The 26,099-nt window shown below is 63.7% G+C and carries 26 protein-coding genes and 1 pseudogene; 12 read left to right on the top strand and 15 right to left on the bottom strand.

The window, feature by feature from the left end; all coding sequences use genetic code 11:
- Positions 1-152: 152 nt before the first annotated feature.
- The 4 genes and pseudogenes from VWN43_RS07945 to VWN43_RS07930 form a co-directional block, all read left to right on the top strand.
- Positions 153-380, top strand: a pseudogene (locus VWN43_RS07945) (hypothetical protein); the annotation flags it as partial.
- A 385-nt stretch (positions 381-765) separates the two neighbouring features.
- Positions 766-1,122, top strand: a complete 357-nt coding sequence (locus tag VWN43_RS07940) for a DUF7662 domain-containing protein (protein WP_320179955.1) — start codon at positions 766-768, stop codon at positions 1,120-1,122.
- 139 nt (positions 1,123-1,261) lie between these two features.
- Complete coding sequence (locus VWN43_RS07935) at positions 1,262-2,929, top strand: DUF262 domain-containing protein (RefSeq protein ID WP_320179956.1); 1,668 nt, start codon at positions 1,262-1,264, stop codon at positions 2,927-2,929.
- Positions 2,930-3,186: 257 nt separating this feature from the next.
- Positions 3,187-4,128 (top strand): hypothetical protein, encoded by a 942-nt coding sequence (locus VWN43_RS07930; protein WP_320179957.1) that lies wholly within the window; start codon positions 3,187-3,189, stop codon positions 4,126-4,128.
- On the opposite strand, the gene VWN43_RS07925 is transcribed toward VWN43_RS07930, so the two are convergent.
- Positions 4,118-4,822, bottom strand: coding sequence for a LuxR family transcriptional regulator (locus VWN43_RS07925; protein ID WP_320179958.1), 705 nt, complete (start codon positions 4,820-4,822; stop codon positions 4,118-4,120). The two genes, VWN43_RS07930 and VWN43_RS07925, sit on opposite strands and share 11 nt — an antisense overlap.
- 372 nt (positions 4,823-5,194) lie before the next feature.
- On the opposite strand from VWN43_RS07925, the gene VWN43_RS07920 reads away from it, so the two are divergent.
- Positions 5,195-5,770 (top strand): response regulator transcription factor, encoded by a 576-nt coding sequence (locus VWN43_RS07920; RefSeq protein WP_320179959.1) that lies wholly within the window; start codon positions 5,195-5,197, stop codon positions 5,768-5,770.
- 2 nt (positions 5,771-5,772) lie between these two features.
- Here VWN43_RS07920 and VWN43_RS07915 read toward each other — a convergent pair whose 3' ends face one another.
- The 4 genes from VWN43_RS07915 to VWN43_RS07900 form a co-directional block, all read right to left on the bottom strand.
- Positions 5,773-6,288 (bottom strand): septal ring lytic transglycosylase RlpA family protein, encoded by a 516-nt coding sequence (locus VWN43_RS07915; protein ID WP_320179960.1) that lies wholly within the window; start codon positions 6,286-6,288, stop codon positions 5,773-5,775.
- A 911-nt stretch (positions 6,289-7,199) separates the two neighbouring features.
- Positions 7,200-8,429, bottom strand: a complete 1,230-nt coding sequence (locus VWN43_RS07910; protein ID WP_320179961.1) for an argininosuccinate synthase — start codon at positions 8,427-8,429, stop codon at positions 7,200-7,202.
- Between the two features lie 124 nt (positions 8,430-8,553).
- Positions 8,554-8,817, bottom strand: coding sequence for a DksA/TraR family C4-type zinc finger protein (locus tag VWN43_RS07905; RefSeq protein WP_253515198.1), 264 nt, complete (start codon positions 8,815-8,817; stop codon positions 8,554-8,556).
- Between the two features lie 70 nt (positions 8,818-8,887).
- Positions 8,888-10,183, bottom strand: coding sequence for a cyclopropane-fatty-acyl-phospholipid synthase family protein (locus VWN43_RS07900; protein ID WP_320179962.1), 1,296 nt, complete (start codon positions 10,181-10,183; stop codon positions 8,888-8,890).
- Positions 10,184-10,263: 80 nt separating this feature from the next.
- On the opposite strand from VWN43_RS07900, the gene VWN43_RS07895 reads away from it, so the two are divergent.
- Positions 10,264-10,701: a DUF1801 domain-containing protein gene (locus VWN43_RS07895; protein ID WP_320179963.1), complete on the top strand. Its 438-nt coding sequence runs from the start codon at positions 10,264-10,266 to the stop codon at positions 10,699-10,701.
- Here VWN43_RS07895 and VWN43_RS07890 read toward each other — a convergent pair whose 3' ends face one another.
- The 3 genes from VWN43_RS07890 to VWN43_RS07880 are packed head-to-tail and all read right to left on the bottom strand — an operon-like array spanning position 10,702 to position 12,865.
- Entirely contained in the window at positions 10,702-11,442 is a 741-nt protein-coding gene (locus VWN43_RS07890; RefSeq protein ID WP_320179964.1) for a molybdopterin-dependent oxidoreductase, read from the bottom strand.
- A complete protein-coding gene (locus tag VWN43_RS07885) occupies positions 11,439-12,104 on the bottom strand; it encodes a cytochrome b/b6 domain-containing protein (RefSeq protein ID WP_320179965.1) in 666 nt (221 codons plus the stop codon). Before VWN43_RS07885 ends, VWN43_RS07890 begins: the two co-directional genes overlap by 4 nt.
- Entirely contained in the window at positions 12,101-12,865 is a 765-nt protein-coding gene (locus VWN43_RS07880; RefSeq protein ID WP_320179966.1) for an SDR family oxidoreductase, read from the bottom strand. The genes VWN43_RS07885 and VWN43_RS07880 overlap by 4 nt, the downstream gene beginning before the upstream one ends.
- A gap of 71 nt (positions 12,866-12,936) precedes the next feature.
- Here VWN43_RS07880 and VWN43_RS07875 point away from each other — a divergent pair, with 71 nt between their 5' ends.
- Positions 12,937-13,779 carry a PhzF family phenazine biosynthesis protein gene (locus VWN43_RS07875; RefSeq protein WP_320179967.1) on the top strand — a complete coding sequence of 281 codons (843 nt, stop codon included), beginning with the start codon at positions 12,937-12,939 and terminating at the stop codon, positions 13,777-13,779.
- A gap of 25 nt (positions 13,780-13,804) precedes the next feature.
- Here VWN43_RS07875 and VWN43_RS07870 read toward each other — a convergent pair whose 3' ends face one another.
- From VWN43_RS07870 to rlmN, 3 genes are read right to left on the bottom strand one after another with little or no spacing between them, the layout of a single operon-like run.
- Entirely contained in the window at positions 13,805-14,449 is a 645-nt protein-coding gene (locus tag VWN43_RS07870) for an MOSC domain-containing protein (RefSeq protein WP_320179968.1), read from the bottom strand.
- Positions 14,449-15,048 carry a class I SAM-dependent methyltransferase gene (locus VWN43_RS07865; RefSeq protein WP_320179969.1) on the bottom strand — a complete coding sequence of 200 codons (600 nt, stop codon included), beginning with the start codon at positions 15,046-15,048 and terminating at the stop codon, positions 14,449-14,451. Before VWN43_RS07865 ends, VWN43_RS07870 begins: the two co-directional genes overlap by 1 nt.
- On the bottom strand, positions 15,045-16,298 hold the full coding sequence (gene rlmN / locus VWN43_RS07860; RefSeq protein WP_320179970.1) for a dual-specificity RNA methyltransferase RlmN: 1,254 nt from the start codon (positions 16,296-16,298) through the stop codon (positions 15,045-15,047). The genes VWN43_RS07865 and rlmN overlap by 4 nt, the downstream gene beginning before the upstream one ends.
- A gap of 289 nt (positions 16,299-16,587) precedes the next feature.
- Here rlmN and VWN43_RS07855 point away from each other — a divergent pair, with 289 nt between their 5' ends.
- Complete coding sequence (locus VWN43_RS07855) at positions 16,588-17,253, top strand: outer membrane protein (protein WP_320179971.1); 666 nt, start codon at positions 16,588-16,590, stop codon at positions 17,251-17,253.
- Between the two features lie 61 nt (positions 17,254-17,314).
- Here VWN43_RS07855 and VWN43_RS07850 read toward each other — a convergent pair whose 3' ends face one another.
- From VWN43_RS07850 to VWN43_RS07840, 3 genes are read right to left on the bottom strand one after another with little or no spacing between them, the layout of a single operon-like run.
- Positions 17,315-17,797: an invasion associated locus B family protein gene (locus VWN43_RS07850; RefSeq protein ID WP_320179972.1), complete on the bottom strand. Its 483-nt coding sequence runs from the start codon at positions 17,795-17,797 to the stop codon at positions 17,315-17,317.
- The gene (locus VWN43_RS07845) at positions 17,790-18,269 is read right to left on the bottom strand and encodes a GreA/GreB family elongation factor (protein WP_320179973.1); all 480 of its coding nucleotides are present in this window, start codon (positions 18,267-18,269) and stop codon (positions 17,790-17,792) included. Before VWN43_RS07845 ends, VWN43_RS07850 begins: the two co-directional genes overlap by 8 nt.
- Before the next feature lie 23 nt (positions 18,270-18,292).
- A complete protein-coding gene (locus VWN43_RS07840) occupies positions 18,293-20,194 on the bottom strand; it encodes a lytic transglycosylase domain-containing protein (RefSeq protein ID WP_330768573.1) in 1,902 nt (633 codons plus the stop codon).
- A gap of 138 nt (positions 20,195-20,332) precedes the next feature.
- On the opposite strand from VWN43_RS07840, the gene dapA reads away from it, so the two are divergent.
- Positions 20,333-21,214, top strand: a complete 882-nt coding sequence (gene dapA / locus VWN43_RS07835) for a 4-hydroxy-tetrahydrodipicolinate synthase (RefSeq protein WP_253515222.1) — start codon at positions 20,333-20,335, stop codon at positions 21,212-21,214.
- 1 nt (position 21,215) lies between these two features.
- Here dapA and VWN43_RS07830 read toward each other — a convergent pair whose 3' ends face one another.
- The gene (locus VWN43_RS07830) at positions 21,216-22,283 is read right to left on the bottom strand and encodes a succinylglutamate desuccinylase/aspartoacylase family protein (RefSeq protein WP_330768571.1); all 1,068 of its coding nucleotides are present in this window, start codon (positions 22,281-22,283) and stop codon (positions 21,216-21,218) included.
- Positions 22,284-22,377: 94 nt separating this feature from the next.
- Between VWN43_RS07830 and smpB the strand changes: the two genes are divergently transcribed.
- The 3 genes from smpB (at position 22,378) to VWN43_RS07815 (ending at position 26,069) form a co-directional block, all read left to right on the top strand.
- A complete protein-coding gene (gene smpB, locus VWN43_RS07825) occupies positions 22,378-22,860 on the top strand; it encodes an SsrA-binding protein SmpB (RefSeq protein WP_320179976.1) in 483 nt (160 codons plus the stop codon).
- A 129-nt stretch (positions 22,861-22,989) separates the two neighbouring features.
- Positions 22,990-23,598 (top strand): DUF2062 domain-containing protein, encoded by a 609-nt coding sequence (locus VWN43_RS07820; RefSeq protein ID WP_320179977.1) that lies wholly within the window; start codon positions 22,990-22,992, stop codon positions 23,596-23,598.
- Positions 23,598-26,069, top strand: coding sequence for a response regulator (locus VWN43_RS07815; RefSeq protein WP_320182105.1), 2,472 nt, complete (start codon positions 23,598-23,600; stop codon positions 26,067-26,069). Before VWN43_RS07820 ends, VWN43_RS07815 begins: the two co-directional genes overlap by 1 nt.
- The last annotated feature ends 30 nt before the right edge of the window (positions 26,070-26,099 follow it).

Here is a 26,099-nt window from a genome sequence, read left to right as displayed (position 1 = left end):
TCGGAAAGAGCTGGGGTGAAGCGCGATCTTGACTTCGATTTGGCAAGTACAAGGCGAGACGCGATGCGTTGCGACACATGCTGCAAAGGAGTGTGGGTTACAAGATATGTTGTCATTCTTGCCGCCACAGTGATCGGCTTCCTCGTCGCTTTCGGCTGATGGAGCAGGGCAATTCGGTGGTGGTGAACGAGCACAATCTCGATGTCATCAAGACCGCGGACCATGTGCTCGACCTCGGCCCGGGCGGCGGTGTGCGCGGGGGCGAGGTTGTGGCGCAGGGCGTTCCAGAACACGTCGCGACTGTCGAGGGCAGCTACACGGCTCAGTATCTCAAGCCGCTCTTGGAACGCGCGACCCGGAACGAGCCTGCCCCGGCGTAGACCGGGGCCGGAGGAGGTCGCGGCGATCGAGGGGAGCTATATGGGGCAGTACCTCAAGCCGATGCTGGAGCGTGCTCAAGCAACATCAGCGGTAGCGCAAAAAGGAAAGCGGCAGCGGGAAGCGGCGGAATTAGCCTCCCCGGACCGGGGAGGGGGACCACCAAAGGTGGTGGAGGGGCACCTACGGGCGCTCGGAACGCTTTGCTTCAAGCAGAGCCCCCAGAGGAACAGGGGCCGCAGAGGAATTGTGAGCGGCGGATACGCTCCCAATAGCATGCGTCACCCTCAACTGGTTCATCTTCAAGAGGGCACCCGATTGAAGTTGACATAAATAATTATATATATCATATTGCGCTTGTTGAGTCGCAGGAGATGTATGATGTCAATGAAGTATCGAAAGCTGACGGAATATCTGGCCAATACGGATCGGACCGATTGGACGGCATCCTTCGACCAGATTGAGGATATCCTTGGCTTCCCCCTTCCAGAGAGTGCCAGGCAGTATCAGGCTTGGTGGTCCAACCAGATGCGATCGCAAAGTCTTGCGTGGCAATCGGCAGGATGGAAAGCGACGGCTCTGGATTTGAAGGGCGAGTGTGTGACCTTTGTCTACGTCGCCGGTGGGGATGGGCGCGAGGAAGTTCCACCGCCGCGCACGATGACCATTCAAGAGGCGAAGGATGGTTTGGCGGCGACCTTCGGCGTCGATCCTGCCCAAGTTGAGATTACGATCCGAGCGTAAAGATCGTCCCGCCCGCCGCCAGCATCGCGCTCGATCCCGCCAGCAGGCCGAGCGCCGGCGTCGCATCTGAAAGTGTTCTCAATCGGTTGTTTTCCACGGAAATGAAGGTATGCAAAACCTTCAAGGATAGAGGACCGATATGGCGCGCTTTGACTTTTCTCCGACAACTTTGAAAGAGCTATTGACGACGCGCTATTTCAATGTCCCTCGATATCAGAGATCCTATTCGTGGACTTCCGACGAAACCGAAGATTTTTGGCACGACATAGTCGATGCTGCTGAGGATGCTGCCGAGTATTTTTTGGGCAATGTGGTTCTAACCGCGGACGGCGATGAAGATGACGTCTTTTCAATCATAGACGGTCAACAGAGAATCGCGACTACAACCATTCTCCTTGCGGCGATGAGAGATCATTACAAGGAAAATGGAAAAGATGATGTTGCAAATGCTATTCAAAATAATGAGCTATACCCATTAGATACTGGCACGTACGAGAAAACTCCGCGTGTGCAGTTGAACGCGATCGACAACCAATTTTATCGCGAATACATTCTTGAGTCCCAAGAGGTCGAACCTGACAAAGAATCTCACAAGCTGATCTATGAGGCGAAGGCCTACTTCGACGAGAGGTTGAACGAGCTCCACCAGGATCATCCTGACACTTGGGAGAAAGAGATTGGATTGATTTCCAAGTTTCTCAAAAGCAATGCGCGCATCGTGTCCGTTGATGCGGCGTCAGATGCGGACGCGTTTGTTATATTTGAAACGCTAAACGACCGTGGAGCGGATCTGACTATTGCTGATCTTCTGAAGAATTATCTGTTCTCAAGGTCTGGAAACGAAATCGATTCTGTTCAGATAAATTGGATGGAATCTGTTTCCATTCTTGAAGAATATCAGTCGGCGGACGATTTTATAACCTTTCTTCGTCACTTTTGGAGTTCGGTACATGGAATGACGCGAGAAAGGGAGCTTTACCGTCGCATCAAGAGCGAGATCTCGACGAAGCCTGCGGCTGTGAAGTTTTCTAACGACTTACGTAAAGCCGCTCGACATTACGGGGCTGCGCTTTCGGCAGAATCTGATTTTTGGTCTGGCTATAATGAACGTACCAAGGAGATCATCAGACTCTTTCCGAGGATGAAGCTTGAGCAGAACCGGCCTCTGCTCCTCGCAATCTTCCAACATTTCGAAAAGAAAGAAATCGAGCGAACCTTAAGCTCGCTTCTTGCGTGGTCCGTCAGGGGGCTCGTGGGCGGCGTGATGGGCAAAGGTGCTGCTGAGAAAGCGTTTTGTGACGCCGCAGTGAAAATTCGAGCAGGTGAGATCAAGAATCGCGATGACCTACGCGATGCCCTAGCGAAACTCATCCCTGGCGACACATCGTTTGCCGCGTCGTTTCGCGTCTTTCGTACCACAAATAACGCTCTTGCGCGCTACATGCTCTTGGCAATGGAGCGTCATATGGGTTCGCAACACCAGCCTGAATTCATCCCGAATTCTGATGTTGACGACGTCAATCTCGAGCATATTCTCCCGCAACGTGCAAAATCAAAGGACTGGCCGAAATTTGATGATGACCAAGTTTCGTTCTATGCTAATCGTATTGCGAACATGACTCTTCTTAAGAAGGGTAGAAATTCGAAGATCGGAAATAAATCGTGGTATGAAAAAAAACCAGTCATTGCCGAATCCGACCTTGAATTAAATAAGGAGGTTTCGGCAGCAGAAGATTGGGATCAGGATGCCATTGATGAGCGCGGTGCGGTGCTTGCTGTACGAGCTTCTGAGGTTTGGAGCCTTTAAAGTCGAAGTTTGATGACAACTGAAAGATTGCGGCACCCTGTCCTACACGCGCCCATCTGTATAAATAGCCCGGTTCCCCTGATCCCAACCCACAGGTGAACCATGCTTCTTTCTTTTCTGCGCCCTCAAACGCCGGGCGGGCCGCGTCCGCGCCCCTTGGCTTCCTCGCATAAGCTCGGGCGGCCGGTTGGCCTTGCTTCGCGCTGGTCGCGCTCGGAACTCGCGAATTCCTCCAACCTTTGTGCAGGAGGTGCGGCATGAGCGATATGGCAACCCACCCCATCATCCTCCACACCGACCTCCACGCCGAGGACGAGCGCGCGCCGCAGACGCAGTTCGTGGTCGAGCGGCAGGTGGCCTTTCTCGAGGCGCTGGCGACTACCGGCAGCGTGCGCGCGGCGGCGCGGCGGGCGCGGGTGTCGCACCAGACCTGCTACCGTGCGCGCCGTGCCAGCGCGGGCTTCGGGCGCGCCTGGGATGCGGCGCTGGTGGTCGCGCGCGGCGCGGCCGAGGCCAAGCTCGCCGATTACGCCATGAACGGGGTCGAGGAGGAGGTGTGGTATCACGGCGACCTCGTCGGTTCGCGCAAGCGCGTCTCCGACCGGCTGCTGCTCGCGCATCTCGGGCGGCTCGACCGGATGCGCGGCGATGAACGGATCGAACGCCTCGCGGAGAATTTCGACGCCATGGTCCTGCGCCTGCGCCGCGGCGAGCCGATCGAGGGGGAGGATCCGCACCGGAACCCCGCTCATGCCGAGTCCGACGAAGCAGGATCGCCTGACGCGGGGACCCTAGGACAGGCTCGGGGTGAGCGGGAAGGCGGCGAGAATTCTTCGCCTGGACAGTGTAACACCCGGTCCATGTCTCAGGGCGGAGACCCGCAAAACGCGCCTCCGCAGTCAGGTGTGTCCCATCCAGCCGAGCCGCCCTGCGACTGCGTCGGCGCGCGGCATGGGACCGATCGCGGGCAGCCGCATTACCGGCGCGGGGCCGACGGGCTCGAGCCGGTGGTCAATGTGGGCGCGGGCGGGCCGTGCTGCGATACGCCGCGCTGGCCCGAGTGCCGCGCCTGCCCGCATTACCCGCCGGTCGACCGGATGCTCGACGAAATCGCCGAGGCCGAGGCGGAGGCGGAGGCCGGGATCGATGCGGGGGAGGGCGCGGACGCGGACGCGGGCGCGGTGATGCTCACACGTTGATCAGGCCGAACTTGAGCCCCTTGACCGCCGCCGCCGCGCGGTCGGACACGTTGAGCTTGATGAAGATGCGCTTGATATGCGTGGCGATCGTCGGGCGCTTGCTGCCGAGGATCATCGCGATCTCCTCATTGCTCTTGCCGCGCGCGATCCAGTGCAGGATCGTCACCTCGCGCGGGGCGAGGCGCGGGCGCTCCACCACGTCCTCCTCGAACTGGTCGATCCGCAGATGCGCCGCCTGCGCCACGCAGTGCAGCACCGGGACATCGGCATGATCGACGCGGTCGGGATGGTCGGCCATCGTGATGCCGACCGCGGCGAGGTGCTGGCGCGGCCCGAAGGTCGGGAAGATATAGCCGTCGGTCACGCCATGCGCGCGCGCCTGCTCGATGAAATGCAGCAGGTCGCCGGCCAGCGGCTTGCCCTGCGTCACCACGCTGTAGCGCAGCGGCCGGCCCGACCGCGCCGCCAGCGCGGGGAAGGGGTCGAGCCGGTCGAGCCCCTCGCGGTAGCTGCTGACCCACGCCTCGGGAAAGCCGCGGAAGAGCATGTCGGTGCGCCCCGGCATGTCGTGCGAGGGCCGCGCATAGCTCAGCGCCTCGAACCCGTGCAGCCGGTAGAACGCGCGTGCGATCGAGAGGACTTCGTCCATGTCCTCGGCCGCCGCGATCCGCCTGACGGCCCTGTTGTCTTCCATGCCTCGTGTAGCCCCCGGTCCCGCTTTGCCTGTGCCCGCCCTGATACGAGTGAATGTCATCCATCTGGACTAGGGGCAACATTCGGCAAGCGCGAAGATGGGGATTGAATCCGGATTCGGTACTGGCTTACCGCAATGTGACAATCGCGCGCGATTCCTCCGATCTTGGTGTCATCCGGATGAACGACGTCCGGTCAAACGACCTCCAACCGGGTGACTGTGGCAAACCCCATGTTAAGCATACCAATTCGGGTGGGGCCGGGGATAAGTGAAGTTTTCCCGGCATGGGGTATTGACGGGGAACGGGATCGAGCCGCGATGCAGGAAAACACGTTTATTGTCGTCGACTGTAACTATCGTAACCGCAACGAATTGACCTTGGCCTTGGGCGAAATGGGCTATGTAGTGCCCGCCGACACGCTCGACGACCTGGGCGGGCGCTGGCCCGAGGGGGCCTGGCTGCTGGTCCATGACGAAGGACCGCAATTGCCGCAGACGCAGCAGGCGCTGCGCAGCGCGGGGCAGTATTACCCGCTGGTCGCCTATTCGAAACAGGCCAGCATCGCGCATATCATGGATGTGCTCAGCGACGGCGCGGCGGGCTATCTCGAATGGCCCACGCCCGGCGAACGGCTGCGCCGCAGCCTTGGCAATATCATGACGCGCAAGTGGCAGGGTTCGACCACGCCCGAGCAAGCGCGCGCCAAGCAGCGCGTCGGCCAGCTCTCGCCGCGCGAGCGCGAAGTGCTGTCGGGGGTGAGCGAGGGCTATTCGAGCAAGGAAGTCGCGCGCACGCTGGGGATCAGCCCGCGCACGGTCGAACTGCACCGCGCCAATGTGCTTACCAAGCTGGGTGTCCGCAATGTCGCCGCCGCGGTGCGGCTGTCGGTCGAAGCTCAGCTCGACGCTGGACCCGCCGTGACCCAGGAACGCGAACTGGCGCTGTAGCTCTAGCCCTCGAGCAGCGCGAGCTCGACCGTGCCATGACCCCGCCCGATCAGGCCGAGTTCGGTCGCTGCGGCGCGGCTGACGTCGATCACGCGGTTGCCGTGGAAGGGGCCGCGATCGTTGATGCGCACGGTGACCCGCTTGCCGGTGCGCGGATTGGTTACCTCGACCAGCGAGCCGAATGGCAGCGTGCGATGCGCCGCAGTCATGGCGTGCATGTCGAACCTCTCGCCATTGGCGGTAAGGCGGCCGTGGAAACGCCGACCGTAATAGGAGGCCACACCGGTGCCGATCGAGCGGGTTACCGGCAGCAGTTCGACCGGAGGCTCGATCGTCGAGAGATCGACCACATGGCCGGCGGGCTGGGGCGCGGGGGGAAGCGTTTCGAACCGCGCAAAGCTGGCGTCGAATGAACCGGGCACCGCGGCGCGGTGGACATGTTCCTGCGGTAGCGCCGCCGTGGCGGGTAGCGCCAGAGCAGCAAGGAAAAGGACATTACGAAACGCGCGATAGACCATGATGGGAACCTCCCGTTCGGTTCCAGCGTCTATAAGGGAGGCGGTGAGCGGAGTCCCCTACGTGGGCGGAGGCTGCCCCATTCATGCCACAGTTCGTCGCGCTTCGTCCGTCCTTGGGCAGTTCTACCGCATCTGGTGGGCGTCATCGGGATCGGCCACAAACATTGCACCGAAGCGCGCTCCGGCCGCTGAAGCACCGTCCTGACAGGCCACAGAAAATGGGGCCGACATCGCTGCCGACCCCACTCTCACCGATGCGTGGCCTTGCCCGAAGGCAGGGGCTTGGCATCCGATGTCTCCCCGTCCGTGCCGTCCGAAGACAGGCTCTTCCGGTTCTGTCACCGGCGCTCGCACCGGCATCCGGCTCCGCCCTCATGCTGACCCGGTTGAGTGCGCCAGGTCGTGAGACCCTCGCTTCTTTCCCAGGCCGGCCCTCGACGGGCGGCTCCGCGATCAGTCCTTCCGTTCATGGCCGGGACCTTGAGGGGATGAATTGCCGATCCGGTCCGAAGACCTTTTCTTGCAATATCGCCTCGGCATCCGACCGGGTTGGTCCGATCCATGAAAGACGTGCTTTTGCGTTCCATCATCGACCGTCATGCTTTGGACCGAAGTCCGCGGCGCGCTGGTCTCAAGAATGCATGGACAGCACCTTCCATGTCTTTCCGGTCCGAAATTTCTCCGTAATCAGAGGCTGTTACGCCTCAAACCCGGTGGAAGTCCCTCGCCGTTCCGATGACTTGAAGCTGCCCCTGACCACGCGATTCGTCCAGCGGACGAGGCCCGAGTTTTCCACTTTTCCAGCTTTTCGCTGTGGAGGAGGGTGGATAAGTCCACCATCCGTCGCAGAAACATGACTGTAGTCGCGCTCCTTGCGCAATATTACGCCGAGAGCGCGCTTTGTTTCGTAATTAACGGTCGCGCTGCGCGAGCAGGCGCAGACGCAGCGCGTTCAGCTTGATGAAGCCCTCGGCGTCTTTCTGGTCGTAAGCTCCCGCATCGTCCTCGAAGGTTACATGCGCTTCGGAGTAGAGTGAGTTCGGCGATTTGCGGCCAACCACCATGGCGTTGCCCTTGTAGAGCTTGAGCCGGACGGTGCCCGAGACTTTCTGCTGGCTGAGATCGACCGCAGCCTGCAGCATCTCGCGCTCGGGGCTGTACCACAGGCCATTATAGACCAGCTCGGCATAGCGCGGCATCAGTTCGTCCTTGAGATGCGCGGCACCGCGATCGAGCGTGATCTGTTCGATCCCGCGATGCGCGCGGGCGTAGATTTCGCCGCCCGGCGTTTCGTACATGCCGCGGCTCTTCATCCCGACGAAGCGGTTTTCGACCAGGTCCAGCCGGCCGATACCGTGGGTCCGGCCAAGGTCGTTGAGCGCGGCCAGCAGCGTCGCCGGGCTCATCGCTTCACCATTGAGCGATATGCCGTCGCCCCGTTCGAAACCGATCTCGATATATTCGGGCGTGTCGGGCGCGTCTTCCGGGTGATCGGTGCGCGAATAGACGTAGTCGGGCGTTTCTTCCCACGGATCCTCGAGCACCTTGCCCTCGGACGAGGTGTGCAGCAGGTTCGCATCGGTCGAGAACGGGCTTTCGCCGCGCTTGTCGGTCGGTACTGCGATCTGGTGCGCCTCGGCCCAGGCGATCAGCGCGGTACGGCTGGTGAGGTCCCATTCACGCCACGGCGCGATCACCTTGATGTCGGGATCGAGCGCATAGGCCGAGAGTTCGAAGCGGACCTGGTCGTTGCCCTTGCCGGTCGCGCCATGCGCGATGGCATCGGCGCCGGTCTCATGCGCGATCTCGACGAGACGCTTGGAGATCAGCGGGCGCGCGATGCTGGTGCCGAGCAGGTAATCGCCTTCATAGCGCGCATTGGCGCGCATTATCGGGAAGACGAAGTCGCGCACGAATTCCTCGCGGACATCCTCGATGAAGATATGCTGGTCGGGAATGCCCATGGCGCGCGCCTTTGCGCGCGCGGGTTCGATTTCCTCGCCTTGTCCGAGATCGGCGGTGAAGGTCACCACTTCGACCCCGCGTTCGACCTCGAGCCATTTGGCGATGACGGAGGTATCGAGACCGCCGGAATAGGCGAGGACAACCCGTTTGATTTCGGGGCGCTTGGTATCGGACATTGGAGGCACCTTCGTTGTAACGAGCGCGCCGCTAGCAGGGGGAGGGGAGTGTAGGCAATCGATTCACGCTTTGCGTGCGTCAAGCGCAGGTGCGGCGCTGAACAAGGGTAGGATCAAAGCGTGGTCAGCGCAGCTGGCTGTCTTTGCTCCCGCGCCGGTTGATGCCCGAATTGCGCGCGCTGGCATCGAGGCCGGACTGGCATTGCACGCAGCGCTTCACCCCCGGCAACGCCGCGCGGCGCTTCTCGGGTATTTCCTCGCCGCAGTCGACGCACCATTGCTCGCTTTCGCCCACGGGCATCCGTGCCCGCGCCGCGCTTACCGCGTCGGAAATCGTGTCGTCGATCTGATCCTGAACCGCGCCATCGCGCGCCCAACCACCTGCCATGCTACTATCCTTCCGACGGCAGAGATGGGGTGGAATCGCGAAAAATCAACAGAATGGCCCGCGCGGCGATCTACTCCGCCGCCTCATCCAGCGCGGGGTCGAGGTGCCATTCGGGCACGTTCCCCGCGTCCGCCGCGCGCAGGCGGGCGCTTTCGGTCTCGATATATTCGCGCGTCATGGGGATCGCATTGCGGTCCTTCACATATTGCAGCTGCCAATTGACCATATTGCCATGGCGGAAGCTCTGCTCCGCGCCGGCGAGATAGAACAGCCACATTCGATAGAAGCGCTCGTCATACAGCGCCTCGATCTCCTTGCGGTGCAGGACCGTGCGCCGGTACCATTCTTCCAGCGTGTGGCTGTAATGGAAGCGCATCGCTTCCACATCCATCACCTGCCAGCGGTACTTCTCGCTCTGCGTCACGAGTTCGGACAGCGCGGGGATATAGCCGCCGGGGAAGATGTATTTGCGCGTCCACTTGTCGGTGAAGCCGGGCGCGCCCGCGCGGCCGCAGCAATGGCTGACCATGACGCCGTCGGGGGCGAGCAGGCGGTTGGTGTGTTCGAAGAACGCGGGATAATGCGGGGTCCCGACATGTTCGAGCAGGCCGACCGAGCTGATCCGGTCGAACTGCCCCTGCACGTCGCGGTAATCCATCAGTTCGAAAGTCACGCGGTCCGCGAGACCGGCGGCTTCTGCGCGTTCCTTGCAGAAGGCGATCTGGTCGGGGGCAAGCGCGACCCCGGTGACCTCGACGTCGTAATGCCGCGCGAGGTAGAGCGCAAAGCCGCCCCAGCCGCATCCGATGTCGAGCACGCGCTGGCCCGGCTGGATAAACATCTTGGCGGCGAGATGCGCCTTCTTGTCGAGCTGCGCCTTCTCCAGCGACGTCGCTGCGGGATCCTCGCGGTAATAGGCCATGGTGTATTGCCGGTCCTCGTCGAGGAACAGTTCGTAGAGCCGGCGGGTGAGGTTGTAGGTATGCTCGGCATTCTTGCGCGCCTTGCCGCGCAAATTGATGCTGTCAGCCTTGGCCAGCAGTTTCTGCGCCGCCTTGCGCAGCGGCCCCTGCGGCTTGAGCGAGGCCCCTGCCTCGCGCTTGGCGTTCATGGTCACGAACAGTACCAGATCGCGGATATCGTGCGGCGGTTCGACTTCGAGCCAGCCCCACATGAACGCTTCGCCCGCGCCGACCTGCGGATAGCGCGCGATGTGGTTGGCGGCTTTGCGGTGGGTCAGCCGGATATGGAGCGGGGGTTCGCCTTCCTCCGGCGCGCCATATTCATAGGTCTGCCCGTCATGGTCGGTCACGATCAGGCGGCCACGCCGGATGGCCGAATTCAAGAATTTGTCGAGCAGCCACATGCGTACCGGTCTCCCCGCAGTTTCCCCTGGGCCGGAGCCTGTGGCACATGGGGCAGCGAGTCAAATGATGGAGCCGCGCCATGGCCGAGGCGAAAACGCAGCCGACCGACACCGATCCGCAGGATTTCCTCGCCGCGGTGGAACCTGCCCGCAAACGCGAGGAGGCGCAGGTGCTCGACGCGCTGTTCCGGCGGGTGACGGGCGAGCGGCCCAAGATGTGGGGGCCGAGCATCATCGGCTATGGCAGCTACCGCACCACCTATGCCAGCGGGCGCGAGGTCGAATGGATGCGCACCGGTTTCAGCCCGCGCAAGGCGAAGCACTCGCTCTATCTGATGGGCGGCTATTGCGATCCGGAGACCGGGGCCAAGCATGCCGATGCGCTGGAACGGCTGGGCAAGCATACGCGCGGCAAGAGCTGCCTCTACGTCAACAAACTGGCCGACATCGATCTGGCGGTGCTTGAAGAGATGATCCGCGCGGACTGGGCGGAAATGAACCGGCGCTATCCCGCCTGATCAGATCCCGGCGTACCACTGGTATCCGGCGCGGTCTTCCCAATAGCCGCCTTGGCCCTTGCCGATATCGTCCAAGCTGGCGACCGCCTCGATCGCAGTGAGGTATTTGGCGTGCTTGTAGCCCAGTTGCCGCTCGATCCGCATGCGCAGCGGCGCGCCATTGCGGATCGGCAGCGGCTCTCCATTGAGGCGGTGAGCGACAATGGTCTGCGGATGATAGGCATCGAGCAGGTCCACGCTTTCGTAATAGTCCTGCCCGTTGAGATTGTCGGCGCAGCGGAAGACGATGAACTTGGCTTCCTCGCGCAGGCCCGCGGCATCGAGCAGCAACGACAATTGCGGCCCGCTCCATTCGCCGATCGCGCTCCACCCCTCGACACAATCGTGGCGGGTAACCTGGGTGCGCTGCGGAAGCCTGCGAATATTGTCGAGGCTCAGGCTCAGCGGCGTGTCGACCAGCCCGCCGACCGTGAGCCGCCAATTGGCGAAGCCTTCCCCGGCATGGCGCGGGTAATCGCCGCTTTGCGGATCGGTCGAGCCATTGCCGCGGAAATAGGGCGAGACCGCGCTGCGCGGATATTCGGGGGCGAGGGCTTCGCGGTCGCTCAGCAGGCGGTGGGCGCCCTTGTGCCACCCTTCGGCCGCGTTCAGCAGCGACTGGCCGGCGTCGGTTTCGGCGATCCGGTTGCAGCCCGCCACAAAGGCCGCGCCGGCGGCGACGAGGAAGTTCCTGCGCCTCATGGTTCGCGCCCTCCGGTAATCATGTCGCGCAACTGGCGGATCGGCCCGGCGAGGATGACCAGCACGACGTGAACGACGAAGAACCCGGCGATGGCAAAGGCGAAGATGAAATGCAGGCTGCGCGCCGATTGCCGCCCGCCAAGCAGTTCGACCAGCCAGCCGAATGTCGGCCCCATGCCCGGGCTGATCGCGATGCCGGTAAAGATCATCATCGGCAGGAAGAGGCCGAGCACGAGGCCGTAGGCGAGCTTCTGGAGGAAATTGTACTTGCCCCCGGCGTGGGCGAAATCGAGCTTGAGATGCGCAGCGATGTCGCGCCCGATTGCAGAAGGGCGCCATTCGCGCGGGCTGGTGGCGATGTCTTTCGCGAAATGCCGGTTGGGGAGCATCGCGACCCACATAAACAGCAAACCCAGCGCAAACGGCCAGGCCATCAGGATATGCCAGTCGCGGGCCACGGCGAGGCTGTAATAGCCGGGGATCGTCATCCAGTCGGGAAAGCGCGGGACGATCAGCCAGGCCTGCTCCGCGGAAAAGCCCCAATCGCCCCAATACAGGCGGCGATGCGCGTTGGAGATCGTCAGCCCCGACAGGAACAGCACGGTCACGCACAGCAGGTTGAGCCAGTGCCATAGGCGCGTGCTGAGCGCGTGGCGCTTCATCTTGGTTGCCCTTCGCGCGCGAGGTAGATCACGTCGCGCGGCTGGGCGAGCAGGTGCTGGCCGCTGTCGACATAGAGCGTCTGCCCGCTGGCCAGATGGCCTTGGGCGAGAAACAGCGTGGCCTCGGCGACCTCGTCCGGCCCGGTCTTGCGGCCGAGCAGGTTCATGCGGTGCGACACCTCGGTCTCGGCCTCGCTCTGGTCGTGGCTGGCGAGGATCGCGCCTGGTGCGAGCGCGTACACGCGGTCATCGCGCCGCGCCGCACCCATGGCGAGCATCGGCACGGTCGATGCGGCCGCGTGCTTGCTCATGGTGTAGCTGAAGAAATCGGGGTTCGGATTGGCCAGCTTCTGGTCGGTGAACTGGATCACGCGCCGCCCCGCTGCGGCGCGGGCACGCGCGAGATAGGCTTGCGCCATGCGCGCCGGGGTGCGGGCGTTGATCTGCATCGACCGCAGGTTCGTCGCTGGATCGAGTTGGGTTGCCGCATCGGGCTCGAAGATCGCCGCGCAATTCACGAGGCAGCGCCAATCGGGCAGCCGCGCCGCGAGCGCTTCGACCATCGTCACCGCGGCGTCGCCATCCGCCAGGTCGCAATGCACCGTTTCTGCAGAGGGGAGGGTGCTCGCCAGAGTCTCAGCCTCGTCATGCGATTCGCCGTAGTGGATGACGACGTGCCAGCCATGGTCTGCAAACGCCTGTACGATTGCCGCACCGATCCGCGCCGAGCCGCCGGTCACCAAAACTGTCGAACTGGTCATGAATTCTATTGAGCAGTTTTGGCGATGATTGCCTAGCTTTGCCATCGGGGCGCAGTTGCGAGGAAGATGCCGTGAAACTCGATCTTGTCGACGTATTTGGTTCTGGTCCGCTGAGCGGCAATCCGCTCGCGGTCGTGCATGGGGCGGACAGCCTCACCGCCGAACAGATGCTCAAGCTGACGCAATGGCTGGGCTTTTCCGAAACCACTTTCCTGCTGCCGCCGACCGACCCGGATGCCGATTACCGCGTGCGGATTTTCTACCCGGCGGGCGAATTGCCGTTTGCGGGCCACCCGACGCTGGGCAGCTGCCATGCCTGGCTGCGTGCGGGCGGGGTGCCGAAGAATGACGGCGCGATCGTACAGGAATGCGGGGTTGGCCCGGTCGAAATCCGCCGCGATGGCGAGCGGCTGTCGTTCCGCGCGCCCGATCTGGTGCGCAGCGGCCCGCTATCCGACGAGGAACGCGCGCGCGCGATCGAACTGACGGGCGTCGGTGAGGAAACGGTGGTGGAGGCGGTGCATGTCGCCAACGGACCGCAATGGCAGTTGTTGCGGCTGCGCTCGGAAGAGGATGTGCTTGCAGCGAAGCCGGTGGCGGAGGCGCCGCAGGGCACCGACATCGGGCTGGCGGGGCCTACGAGCGGCGGCGATACCGCATGGGAATTGCGCGCCTTCTTCGCCGACCAGCAGGGCCGTATGCGCGAGGATCCGGTGACGGGCAGTTTCAATGCGGGTGTAGCGATGCACCTGTTCGCCAGCGGGATCGAGAAGGGGCGCTATGTCGCTGCTCAAGGCCGCCAGACGGGCGCAGACGGGCGCATCCATTGCTCGCAGGAGAGCGATGGTTCGGTATGGATCGGCGGGACTTGCATGACGGTTGCCGAAGGCGCTGCCGTGCCCGGGTGGAGCTGAGTTCCCCACCGCATGTGACGGATCGCTAGCTGGCGAGTTTTGCGCGGATCTTGTCTCGCATCGCCGGAGAGAGCCGCTCGAGCTCCGCCATTTCCTCGATCTCGTCGCGGGATGCCCGGTGCGCGGGATCGTAGAACTTGGCGAACAGCCGGGCGACACTCCACTCGGAATGCCCGGTTTCGACGCATTCGAGCACATCGTCGGCCTGCGCCTCGCCTTCCTCGATCACGCGATAGTACCAGCCGCAATTGTGCTGCTTGATGATCCGTGCGACCATCCCCTTGCGGGCGAACCGGTGTTCGATCTTCCAGCACGGTTTGCGCGGCTGGCTGACTTCCAGCAGCGCGCTGCCCAGCCGGAAGCGGTCGCCGATATGGACCTGCGTTTCGGTGAGCCCGGTACTCATGAGGTTTTCGCCGAAGGCCGCTGCACGCGCGAGCAGCTCGTGGCCGCCGAGCCATTCGTTCCATGCCGTGTAATGATCGTGCGGATAATGGTGCACCGCCATGTCCACGCCGCCATGATGCACGGTATCGGCCACCATATCGCCTTCGATCCCGAAGCTGCGGATGGCAACCGCGCCGGCAACCGGGCGCTTGTCGATCGCGCTCAGTTCCGCGCCGTTGAAGGGGTGGGGCAGGCCGATGCAAATTTCGGTTATCGCCACCATCACTTATCCTCCCTGCGCACGGTCAGCGCATACCAGTCGCGCTGGATGCCGTCCGCGCCTTCGCCGCGGTAGCGTTCGGCGGCGATGATGGCCAATCCGGCGTCGCGATAGGCGCGTTCGAGCCAGCGTTCGTCGGGGAGGTTGGTCAGCCGGCCCAGCGGGTCGCGCCCTTCGCCGTCGCCAAGCTTGTAATTGGCAAAGTGCCACCCGCCGGGACGCATAGCGTGCCGGATCGCTGCGAGGACACCGGGGAGGTCGGCACGCGCAACATGCAGCAGGCAGGCATGCGCCCAGACCGCGTCATAGGCAGCCACTGCGTCAAGCTGGTCGAATTGCAGGACGCGCGCGCCGACGTCGAAGCGTTCGTTCGCCTTGCGCACCATCGCCGGTGTGCCATCGGTCGCGTCGAGGGCGAAGCCGCGTTTCATGATGTGCGCGGAATCGCGGCCCCCGCCGCAGCCCAGCTCGAGCACACGGGCGCCTGGTTCGAGCCGGTCGAGAAATGCATCGAGGTGGCGGCTTGGCCCCTGGCCGAAGCTCAGCGTGTAACGCGGCGCGTTCGCTTGGTAGTAAGCGATCGTCGCCGCATCGGCGGTCATCCCGCAGCGGCCTCGGCCTCGGCTTCAGCGGCTTCGCGGTCACGCTGGGCGCGGCTTTTCTTCTCGGCCGCGGTCTTCAGCTGGCCGCAGGCCGCATCGATGTCGCGTCCGCGCGGGGTGCGCACCGGGGCGCTGATGCCGTGTTCGAACACGATTTCGGAGAAGCGCTTCACCCGCTCGGGCGTCGAACATTCGTACGGCGCGCCGGGCCACGGGTTGAAGGGGATCAGATTGACCTTGGCGGGCAGACGGTAATGCTTGATCAGCCGCACCAGTTCATGCGCATGCTCGTCGCTATCGTTCTTGTCGCGCAGCATGACGTATTCGAAGGTGATCCGCCGCGCATTGCTCGCGCCGGGATAGGCGGCGCAGGCTTCGAGCAGTTCCTCGATCCCGTATTTGCGGTTGATCGGGACGATCTCGTCGCGGATCTCCTTGGTCACCGCGTGCAGCGATACCGCGAGGTTCACGCCGATTTCCTGGCCGCAGCGATCCATCATCGGCACGACGCCGCTGGTCGACAGCGTAATCCGGCGCTTCGACAGCGCGAGACCGGCGCCATCCATCACCAGTTGCATCGCAGCCTTGACGTTGTCGAAATTATAGAGCGGTTCGCCCATGCCCATCAGCACGATATTGGTCAGCAGGCGCCCGTCCGAGCGGTATTCGCTGCTGTCTTCCTCGGTATCGAGGCCGGCCATCGAGCCCTTGGGCCATTCGCCCAGCGCATCGCGGGCGAGCATGACCTGGCCGACGATTTCGCCCGGCGTCAGATTGCGCACGAGCCGCATGGTGCCGGTGTGGCAGAAGGTACAGTTGAGCGTGCAGCCGACCTGGCTGGAGATACATAGCGTCCCGCGGTCCGCATCGGGAATGAAGACCATCTCGAACTCGTGCCCGTCGGCGGTCCGCAGCAGCCACTTGCGTGTGCCATCGGTCGAATGCTGTGCCTCGACCACATCGGGGCGTTCGACAACGAAGCGTTCGGTCAGCCACGGGCGCATGGTCTTGGCGATATCGGTCATCGCCGCGAAATCGGTGACACCGCGATGATACAGCCAGTGGAACACCTGCTTGGCGCGCAGCTTGGCCTGTTTCTCGTCGAGCCCGGCATCCGCGAACAATTCGCGGATACGGTCCTTGGGCAGACCGATCAGGTCGACGCGGCCATCCGCACGCGGCGTGATGTCGCGCGCGACGGGAACCGGGTCCACTTGCCCGGGAATGCTCATGAGTGTCGTATCGGCCATGGGAGCGGCGCATATAGTGCCAAATGCCCCGAAAGCAAAGCATGCGGGCAGGCGGGGCTAGGCTCGGGGCACCGCCGCTTGTCAGGCGCGGCCACCGCGCGAAATATGCCCGCCCGATGTGAGCGTTTCCCGCGTCTCGCCGCTTCGAAGTCTCGGTTCGGCGCGCAACATGTGTTCAAAAGGCAACAACTTACTGTTGTCTGAGGTTAATGAAACTGTTTGCCATTTCGCATCGTTCTCTGGGTCCACGCAGCGCAAAAGCTGCGGGTAAAACCAATGGAGTTCGCATATGAAGAAGATCTCAACCCTGCTCGTCGCCGGATCGCTGGCTGCCTTTTCGGCACCTGCAATGGCCCAGGACAGCGGCAGCAATTTCGACGGCTTCCGCCTGCAGGGCGTCGCCGGTTACGATGCCCTCAAGGCTGGCAGCAGCGTCGATGACGATGCCAATGCCGATAACGACCAGTCGATCGACGGCGTGGTCTACGGCGTTCAGGCCGGTTACGATTTCGATCTCGGCGGCGCAGTCGTCGGCCTCGAAGCGGAACTGACCGATTCCAGCGCCAAGACCGAATTCAACAACGGTGATTTCGAAGGCTTCGGCTTCGGTGAAGTCGATGCCGGCCGTGACCTCTTCCTCGGCGCGCGCGTCGGTGCGAAGATGGGCCCGGACCTGCTGGTCTACGCCAAGGGCGGTTACACCAACGCCAAGCTGAACATTCTCGCGAATGACGGCACCACCGAATACGACGAAGACTTCGATCTCGACGGCTGGCGTGCCGGTGCGGGTCTCGAATATGCGATCAACCCGCGCACCTTCATGAATGTCGAATATCGCTATTCGAACTACAGCGAAGGCGAAGTCGATTTTGACGGCGACCTGGCCGACAGCGAGCGTTTCGATGTCGATCTCGACCGTCACCAGATCATGGCAGGCCTCGGCGTTCGCTTCTAAGCGATTGCATCTGACCTGATCGAGGGCCGGGGAGCGTTATGCGCTCTCCGGCCTTTTCGTGTCAGCGCTGCGCGCAGGCGAGCGTGGCGGCGTCCATCGCGGTGGCCGCGCCGGCCAGCGAATAGGTGTTGGCAAAGCGGCGGCCGCGCGTGTCGGTCGCGCGGATCGTCATGCGCGTGGCGGAGCGCATCGCCGCGACGATGGCGGCATCCATCGTGCGGTCTTCGGCCCAGGCATCGCCGCCGCCGCCGCTGAGGCGGAAGCTCTTGCCGCCGATCGCCAGCGTGATGGCTGAGCCTGCGGCAAGCTGGCGCGAGAGACGGAAATGCACTTGCCCGCGCAGATTGCGGCGCGGCCAGGTGCCGACGGTGGCGAAGGGTTCGAAATCGCGCTGCAACCGGCTCGGCGCGGCCATGGCGATGGCATAGCACCGCGGGACCGCAGGATCGCGAAAGGCGCCCCAGTCAGAGAAGACCCCGAGGCTGTCCTTGGCCGATAGCGGCGCCGCAGCGGCGAGCAGGAGGAGGGCGCCAAACCTAAGCATAATCGATCGCGATCACCTCCCATTCCTTGAGCCCGCCCGGCAGCCGGACGCTGCGCAGGTCCCCGACTGCCGCGCCCTTGATGGCACGCGCGACCGGCGAGGACCAGCCGATGCGGCCGGCGCTGGCATCCTGTTCGTCATCGCCGACGAGCGTGACGACGCGCTCGACGTCGTCCGCGTCGGCAAGCGTGATCGTGGCGCCGAAGAAGGCGCGCGACTTGTCGGGCTGCGCGGCGGGGTCGATTACCCGCGCCGCTTTCATCCGCCGCGCGAGATGCGCCAGTTCACGGTCGATCTCGCGCATGCGCTTGCGCCCGTAGAGGTAGTCGCCGTTCTCGCTGCGGTCGCCATTGCCCGCCGCCCAGCTGACGATCTCGACGATCGCGGGCCGCTCGGTGCCGAGCAGTTGATCGTAGCGCGCCCGCATCGCGGCATAACCGGCAGGGGTGACGGGATTGGACTTGCCTTGCATGAGGCCGTGGCCCCTAGCGCAAATCAGCGGCGCAGGTAATTCGCAATATCGCGTTCGTAAGGCGCCGAGCGGTCGGGGTGCATGTTGGCATAGCTGACCGCATTCCCGATCACGCGCATCACATAGTAACGCGTCTCGAAATTCGACGGGATTTGTTCGATCCAGGTCACCCAGTCGACCGCGCCGGTGCGCGGATCGCCATTGAGCCGCAGCCATTCGTTCACCCGGCCCGGACCGGCATTATACGCCGCGATGGCCAGCGGGTAGGCACCCCCATAGCGGTCCATCAGCCGTGCGAAATGCGCATCGCCAAGGCGGATATTGTAGCTCGGGCTCTGGGTCAGGTTGGCGGACATGTAGGTCACGCCGATCTTGCCCGCTTCCTCGCGCGCGGTGCCCGGCATCAGCTGCATCATCCCGCGGGCGCCCGCATGGCTGACGCGGTTGCGGTCGAATTCGCTTTCCTGCCGCGCAATCGCATGGACCATCGTCCAGTTCGCGCCCGGATGCGTTTCGACGGTAGGATAGCCGAGCCGTTCGAATCCGGTGAGGCCATGCTCGCCTGCCACCAGCCCGGCGACGACCGCCATTTCCTCGAGCCCCGTTTCGCGCGCCAGCTGGCCGACGAGAGCCATTTCGCCCGGCGTATCGGCCTTGTCGGCGATCGCTTCGAAAAAGGCGCGTTCGGTGCGCCAGTCGCGGCGATTGCGCGCGATTGCACGCAGCGCGCCGGTCAGCGGATCGGCTTCGAAGGCCGCGCGCTCGGCGCTGTCGGGTGCGGGAACGGGAGCAAATGTCGGCATCGGGCGGCCAAGCTCGCTCAGCGCCAACTGGCCGTAGTACCAATCGGGATATTGAGCGGCCATTTCCCAATAGCGCTGTGCCCCGGCCTGATCGCCGGCGTGCGCGGCGGCGCGTCCGGCCCAGTAAAAGCCCTTCGAGCGGGTCAGCGGCGTCTTGGCTGCGGTGCCATAGCGGTAGAACAGCGGCGCAGCCTGCGTCCCGTCGCCGAGCGACCAAAGCGCCTTGGTTCCGCCAAGCCACATCAGGTCGGTATATTTGTCACGCAGCGTATAGGAGCCGTCGGAAATATCGGTGCCCGGCGCGAAAACATCGTCGATCTTGCCCGCAATGCTGGCGGCCTGCGTCGCCCCGGCACTCTTGGCCACCGCCAGCGCTTCGCTGACGAATTGCGTGCCGTCGAAAGCAGGCGACACGAAGGCCGCGCGGGTCGAAAGCAGGTTCACCGCTTCGTACGGCTGGCCTGAATTGCGGTAATGCCGCGTCAGATTGTAGACATAGCCCGCATCGGTCATCGCACCCGTGGGAACGGGTACGCCGGCCTGCGAAGGCGTGCTGCCCTGCAGCAGCGCCAGCCGCGCCTGCGCCATCAGGCGATAAGCGGGCGAGACGCGCACGACATGGCGCGAAGCGGCTTCGTAGCTGCCCTGCCACAGCAGCGCATCCATCCGCGCATCATGGTCTTCGGGGGCGAAGCGGCTGCCGAACAGTCCCTGCATGTAAAGCTCTGCCGGGCCGCTCATCGTGCCGCCGCGCCACGCTTCGCGCGCGATGTCGACCGCCTCGGGGCGGTCGAGCGAGGCCAGCGCAAGCGCATACCGCGCCCGCCCGCTATTGGTCAGCGGGACATGCTTGTCGAAAAAGGCGACTAGCGTCTGCGGCGAGGGCGCTTCGCGATCGAGTGCGGCTTCGGCACGGCGCTGGAGCAATTCCTGTTTGGGAAAATCCGGATAGCTGGTGAGGAAATCCGCGTAGGAGGAGAACGGCAGGTTCTCCTGCTTGGTCAGATATTCCCATTGTCCGACCGCCTGATCCATCCGGCCCGGCTGCTGTGCGACCAGGCTGCTGCGCGAGGCATCCTGTGCCTGCGCAAGCGAAGGGAAGGCCAGCGCAGTGCCGACCATAAGTGCGAGTGAGAAAACTGTTTTTCGGCCCATGCTGGACATTTTGCCCGGCCCCTCCTTATCAGGCGCTGAATGGATCGTGGCGCCGCGTCACGAAAACTGATTTTGTTTCATTCCTCTAACGCAGGACTCAGGTAAATGTTCTCAGGCTCGATTCCAGCTCTGGCGACTCCTTTTCGCGACGGATCGTTCGATGAAGCCGCGTTCCGCAAGCTCGTCGACTGGCAGATCGACAATGGCAGCAAGGGGCTGGTCCCCTGCGGCACCACGGGCGAGGCCTCGACGCTGTCGAATGCCGAACATCACCGGGTGATCGAGGTCTGTATCGAACAGGCGGCGGGCCGCGTGCCGGTGATCGCGGGCTGCGGCTCGAACGATACGCGCAATGCGCTGCTCCACATGCAGTTTTCGAAGAAGGCGGGGGCGGCTGCGGGGCTGTGCGTCGCGCCTTATTACAACCGGCCGAGCCAGACCGGCCTGATCGCGCATTTCAGCTTCCTGGCGGAAAACAGCGATCTGCCGATCGTTCTCTATAATGTCCCCGGCCGCACGGTGACCGATATCGAGGACGAGACAGTGGTCGAACTGGTACGCAAATATCCGGATCGCATCGTCGCCATCAAGGATGCCAGCGGCGATTTGTCGCGCGTTGCCGATCACCGCATGGGGCTCGACCACGAATTCTGCCAACTGTCGGGCAATGACGAATTGTGGCTGCCGCATTCGGCCGCGGGCGGGTCGGGGTGCATCTCGGTGACCGCCAATGTCGCGCCTGCGCTGTGCGCCGAATTCCACGAGGCGATTGCCGCCAACGATCTGGTCAAGGCGCGCGCGCTCAACGACCGCCTGTTCCCGCTGCATTATGCAATGTTTTCGGACGCCAGCCCGGCACCGGTCAAATATGCGCTGAGCCGGGTGCACGACTGGTTCGAGCCCGATGTCCGCCTACCGCTGTGCACCGCCAGCGAAGCCAGCCGCAAGGCGGTCGACGAAGCGCTGGAAATCGCCGGGCTGGCCTAGATCACTTCGTCTTCGTCGAGCAGAGGCGCGGCGGGGAAGGGGGATCGCTGACGGCAAGCGCTTCGACGATGCTGTCGGCATGCTCCCCCGCATGGTCGAGCGCCTCGACCTCGGCGATATGGAACAGCGCATCACCCTGGTTGACGATGGGCAGCGTCGCATGGCCGATGACCACCCCGGCGGTCGGGCTGACAAGGTCTTCGGGATCTTCGCCGAACAGGCCCCCGACCCGCGCGAGCAGCGCGCCCTTGCGCACGACATCGCCCGAGCGGCACACCCGCCGGCTCACACCGCCGCGCGGCGCGCGCACCCAGCTCGAGCGGTTCGAGCGGAGCGGAACCTCGACCTCGTCCAGTCCATCGTCGGCATCGATCATCCCGATATGCGCGAGCACGCGCAGCACGCCCGCGACCCCGATCTCGATCGAAAAGCGGTCGAAGCGCAGCGCCTCTCCCGCTTCGAGCAGCAGCATGGGCGTCTCGCGATCGGCGGCCAGCGCGCGCATCGAGCCGGGGCGCAGCGGGCTTTCGATGATGATCGGCGCGCCGAAGGCCATGGCCAGTTCGGACAGATAGGGACTGCCCGCGGCGATGCGGATCTGCGGGAGGTTGTAGCGGTGGACGGCGGCCGAATGGATATCGATGCCCAGCGCGCAGCGGTCGATCACCTGCGTGAGGAAGCAATGCGCCAGCTGCGCGGCGAGGCTGCCGCGTTCGGCCCCCGGAAAGCTGCGATTGAGATCGCGCCGGTCGGGGAGGTAACGGCTGTGTGCCACGAAGCCGTAGATATTGACCGCGGGGGCGAAGATGATCGTGCCGGCGAGCATGCCGGGCGACAGGCGCTCGAGCAGCCGCTGGATCACCGCGGTGCCGATAATCTCATCACCATGGATCGCGCCGCTGACGAAGATACAGGGACCATGCGTCGCGCCATGAAAGACCTCCAGCGCAAGCGCGGAGTTCAGCCCGGTGACCTGCTGCGCAACGGGGATGGCCACGGTCGCGCGCGTTCCCGGCGCGATGACGCTGTCGTGGATTGCAAAGGGTTCGATAGCGGGGCGGGCATTCATGCGCGGCTTTCGCCACGCGTGCGGCGTGCTTGGCAAGAGAAATCGCTGCGCGCCCTTTCCAAGCGCCGCCCGCTATCCTACATGCGCCCGCCTTATGGTCCGACCCAAGCCCGCCACTTTCGACAAGCAGAAGACCGTCGCCGACAACCGGCGCGTGCGGTACGATTACCATGTCGAAGAGACTTTCGAGGCCGGGCTCGCGCTGCAGGGGACCGAGGTCAAGGCGCTGCGCGCGGGCGAGGCGAGCATCAAGGAAAGCTATGCCGAGATCCGCGACGGGCAGGTCTGGCTGGTCAATGCCAACATCCCCGAATATTCGCATGGCAACCGGCTCAATCACGAGCCGCGCCGGCCGCGCAAACTGTTGCTCAATTCGCGCGAGATCGAGAAGCTGTTCGGCGCGGTCGAGCGCAAGGGCATGACGCTGGTCCCGCTGTCGATCTATTTCAACAGCACCGGACGGGCGAAGGTCGAACTCGCGCTGGCCAAGGGCAAGCAGGCGCATGACAAGCGCCAGACGATCAAGGATCGCGACTGGAAGCGCGACAAGGCGCGGCTGCTGCGCGACCGCGGATAAACCAAGTGCGCGACCCTTACATCGGGGGCCCGTGCTAACCACATCGCCAGCCATGCCGTATTCGTCGCAAGCCGCTTTCCACCTCCCCTTGCACTCGCCAAGGAGGCAGCGCATGGCAGGGTCGTGGCAATGAGCGAGCGCAAATCTAAGACATTCCTGTCGGACTGGATCCGTCTGCGCATGCCTACGCGCGAGCAGATGGCGCGAAATAAGTATCTGCGCCCCATCGCGCACCGCTTCCTGACGCCCGAATTGTGGCGGTTTACCCGGCGTAGCGTCCCGCGCGGCGTGGCGCTGGGCATCTTTGCGGGCTTTATCGTACCGGTGGGCCAGATCTTCCTGGCCGCCTTCATGGCGCTGCCCGCACGCGCCAATGTGCCGCTGTCGACACTGGTAACCTTCATCACCAACCCGTTCACTTTCCCGTTCTGGGCACTGGTGGCGAACAAGATCGGCGTCTTCATCCTCAAGGTCGATCTGGCGGCCACGGGCGGCGCAGCGCAGGAAGAAATTTCCAGCGGGCGCTGGTCCTGGTTTATCGAAATGTTCGAAGGGGTCGGGGTGACCGTGCTGGTGACCGTGTTCGGCTTTATCGTACTGGCGATTGTCGGGGCGGCGTTCGGCTATGTTTTTGCAGGCGTTGTCTGGCGCTTCGTCGTTGCGCGCAAGCGCCAGCGCCGTCTGCGCATAATGGAGCGGCGCTTCGACCACCGCGTGAATGAGGATCCCGAGACGTGATGGTGCAGGAGGACAACCCGGTCACCCGGCTGCCTCCGCTGCCGCTCATGCTCGGCGTCGCGGCTGCCGGGATCGTTTCGGTATCGCTGGTATGGCTGGTCGGCCAGCAGACCGTCGTCGCCCTGGCCTATGGCGGTGCGCTGGTGGCGGTGCTGTTGATGCTGCTGCTCGCGGCCCGCCTCAAGACTGCTCCGGTCGAGGGGGATACGCTCCAGCCAGATTGGTCGGTGACCAGCGTTGCAATCGAGAACCGCCGCCGGGCGGTGGTGATCATCGACCGGGCAAACCGGATGGTTTGCGCCAATTCGACTTATGAAAGCTGGTTCGACAGCATCTCCTCGCCTTACGATCTGGCCTTCGATACCAGCTCGCGCGAAGCGGTCATCGCGGGCGCGCGTGACGCCTGGCGCGACGGGTCGGCCAAGGTTGCCGAAGTGCGGCTCGAGGGTCTGGAGGCTCACTACCAATTGCAGATCGATCGCAGCGGGCGGGGCGAGGCCTATCTGGTCTGGCGCTTCACCGAATTGCGCGAAGAACGCAGCTATGAAGGCCTGTCCGAGCGCCTTTCGGGCCGCTTTGGCGAGGTGATCTCACGGTCGGGTCTCGAACTTGCACTGGTGGGCCCCGATGGCGTTGTCCTTACCACCACCCCTGGACTGGCGGAACGCGCGACCGGTAGCCGGGACAACTCGCTCGGCGGGCTGGAATTCGTGCAATTGCTGCGCTCGGATGATCGCGATCGCATCTTCTTCGCGCGCGAAGGGCAGCAGGGGTCGCCGCAGACGCTGGTGCATGTGCCGCTCGACGCGCCTTCCGCCGACAAACTCAGCGATGCCGACCAATCGCCTTCGCTGATGCTGCTGGTCGACAGTTCGGTCGGCCTCGGCGGGGGCTGGGAAGGGAGCGGCAAGGCCGCCATCCCGCAGCTTGAAGCACTGCTGTCGGCGCTGCCACTGGGGCTGGCGCTGACCGATCGCGACGGGCGCTTCCTGTTCGCCAACAAGGCGTTCCTGCGCGCGGTCGAGCGGGTCGATCGCGGACTGCCGCAATTCCCGTCCGACCTCGTCGTGCGCGAAGACAAGGCCGCGCTGGCCGATACCGTCCGGCGCTTCGCCAAGGGCGCTACCGCGAGCGGCGACATGGCGGTGCGGCTGGCGAACGACAAGGAAGAGCCGGTTTCGATCGGCCTCGCCGGTGTGCGCGGGCTGGGCGATGCGGCGGTGCTGCTGTCGATCTCCGATTCCTCGGAAGAAAAACGCCTCCGCCGCCAGGTCGCGCAGGCGACCAAGATGCAGGCGGTCGGCCAGCTGGCGGGCGGTGTGGCGCATGATTTCAACAACGTGCTGACCGCGATCATCGGCTATTGCGACCTCATGCTCTTGCGGCATACGCCGGGTGACAGCGATTACGATGACATCCAGCAGATCAAGGCCAATTCGAACCGCGCGGCCAGCCTGACGCGGCAATTGCTCGCCTTCAGCCGCCAGCAGACCCTGCGCCCGGTCGTGCTGCAACTGCCTGACGTGGTGAGCGAGGTCAGCCAACTGCTCAAGCGGTTGATGGGCGAGAAGGTCGAGTTCTCGGTGCGCCACGACCGCGAGCTGGGCTCGGTCCGCGCCGATCCGCAGCAGCTCGAACAGGTCATTATCAACCTTGCGGTCAATGCGCGCGATGCGATGCAGATGAACGCGATCAAGCGCGGCAAGCAGGACTGGAAGGGCAGTCTGACGCTGGCGACGCGCCGGGTATCGGCACGCGATGTGCGCAAGATGGGCATCGATATCATGCCCGCGGACGATTACACCGTGCTGATCGTGCAGGACACCGGCGGCGGCATTCCCGACGAGCATCTCAACAAGATCTTCGAACCCTTCTTCACCACCAAGGAGCAGGGCAAGGGCACCGGGCTCGGCCTGTCGACCGTCTATGGTATCGTCAAGCAGTCGAACGGCTTCATCTTCGCCGACAATGTCCAGGGGCCCGACGGAACGCTGATCGGCGCGCGTTTCACCATGTACCTGCCGGTGCACAAGGGCGAACTGCCCGCCATCATGCGCCGCGAAGAGCCTGAGGAAACGAATGCGACCGAATGGTCGGCGGGCGGGAAACTGTTGCTGGTTGAAGACGAGGACATGGTCCGCGCCGTCGCCGAGCGCGCGCTTGCCCGCGCGGGCTATACCGTGACCACCGCGGCCGATGGCGAAGAGGGACTGGGCGCGATCGCCAACGGCACGACCGAGTTCGACTTGATCGTGTCGGACGTCGTCATGCCGACGATGGACGGGCCCGCGATGGCCCGCGCGATCCGCAAGGTGAAGCCGAAGATCCCGATCCTGTTCATGTCGGGCTATGCCGAAGAGCAGCTCCGCAACGAGATCGACATCGAGGACATGCACTTCATCCCCAAGCCGTTCAGCGTCCAGCAGATCAATGCCAAGGTCGCCGAAGTGCTGAGCGAACACCGCAAATAGGCGGGGTTCGCCGCTGGTTTTTTGCCGAGC

The sequence above is a fragment of the Qipengyuania sp. HL-TH1 genome, assembly GCF_036365825.1.
Lineage (GTDB): Bacteria > Pseudomonadota > Alphaproteobacteria > Sphingomonadales > Sphingomonadaceae > Qipengyuania > Qipengyuania profunda.
Note: the sequence above shows the minus strand (reverse complement) of the source record. Positions and strands in the feature narration are given on the sequence as shown.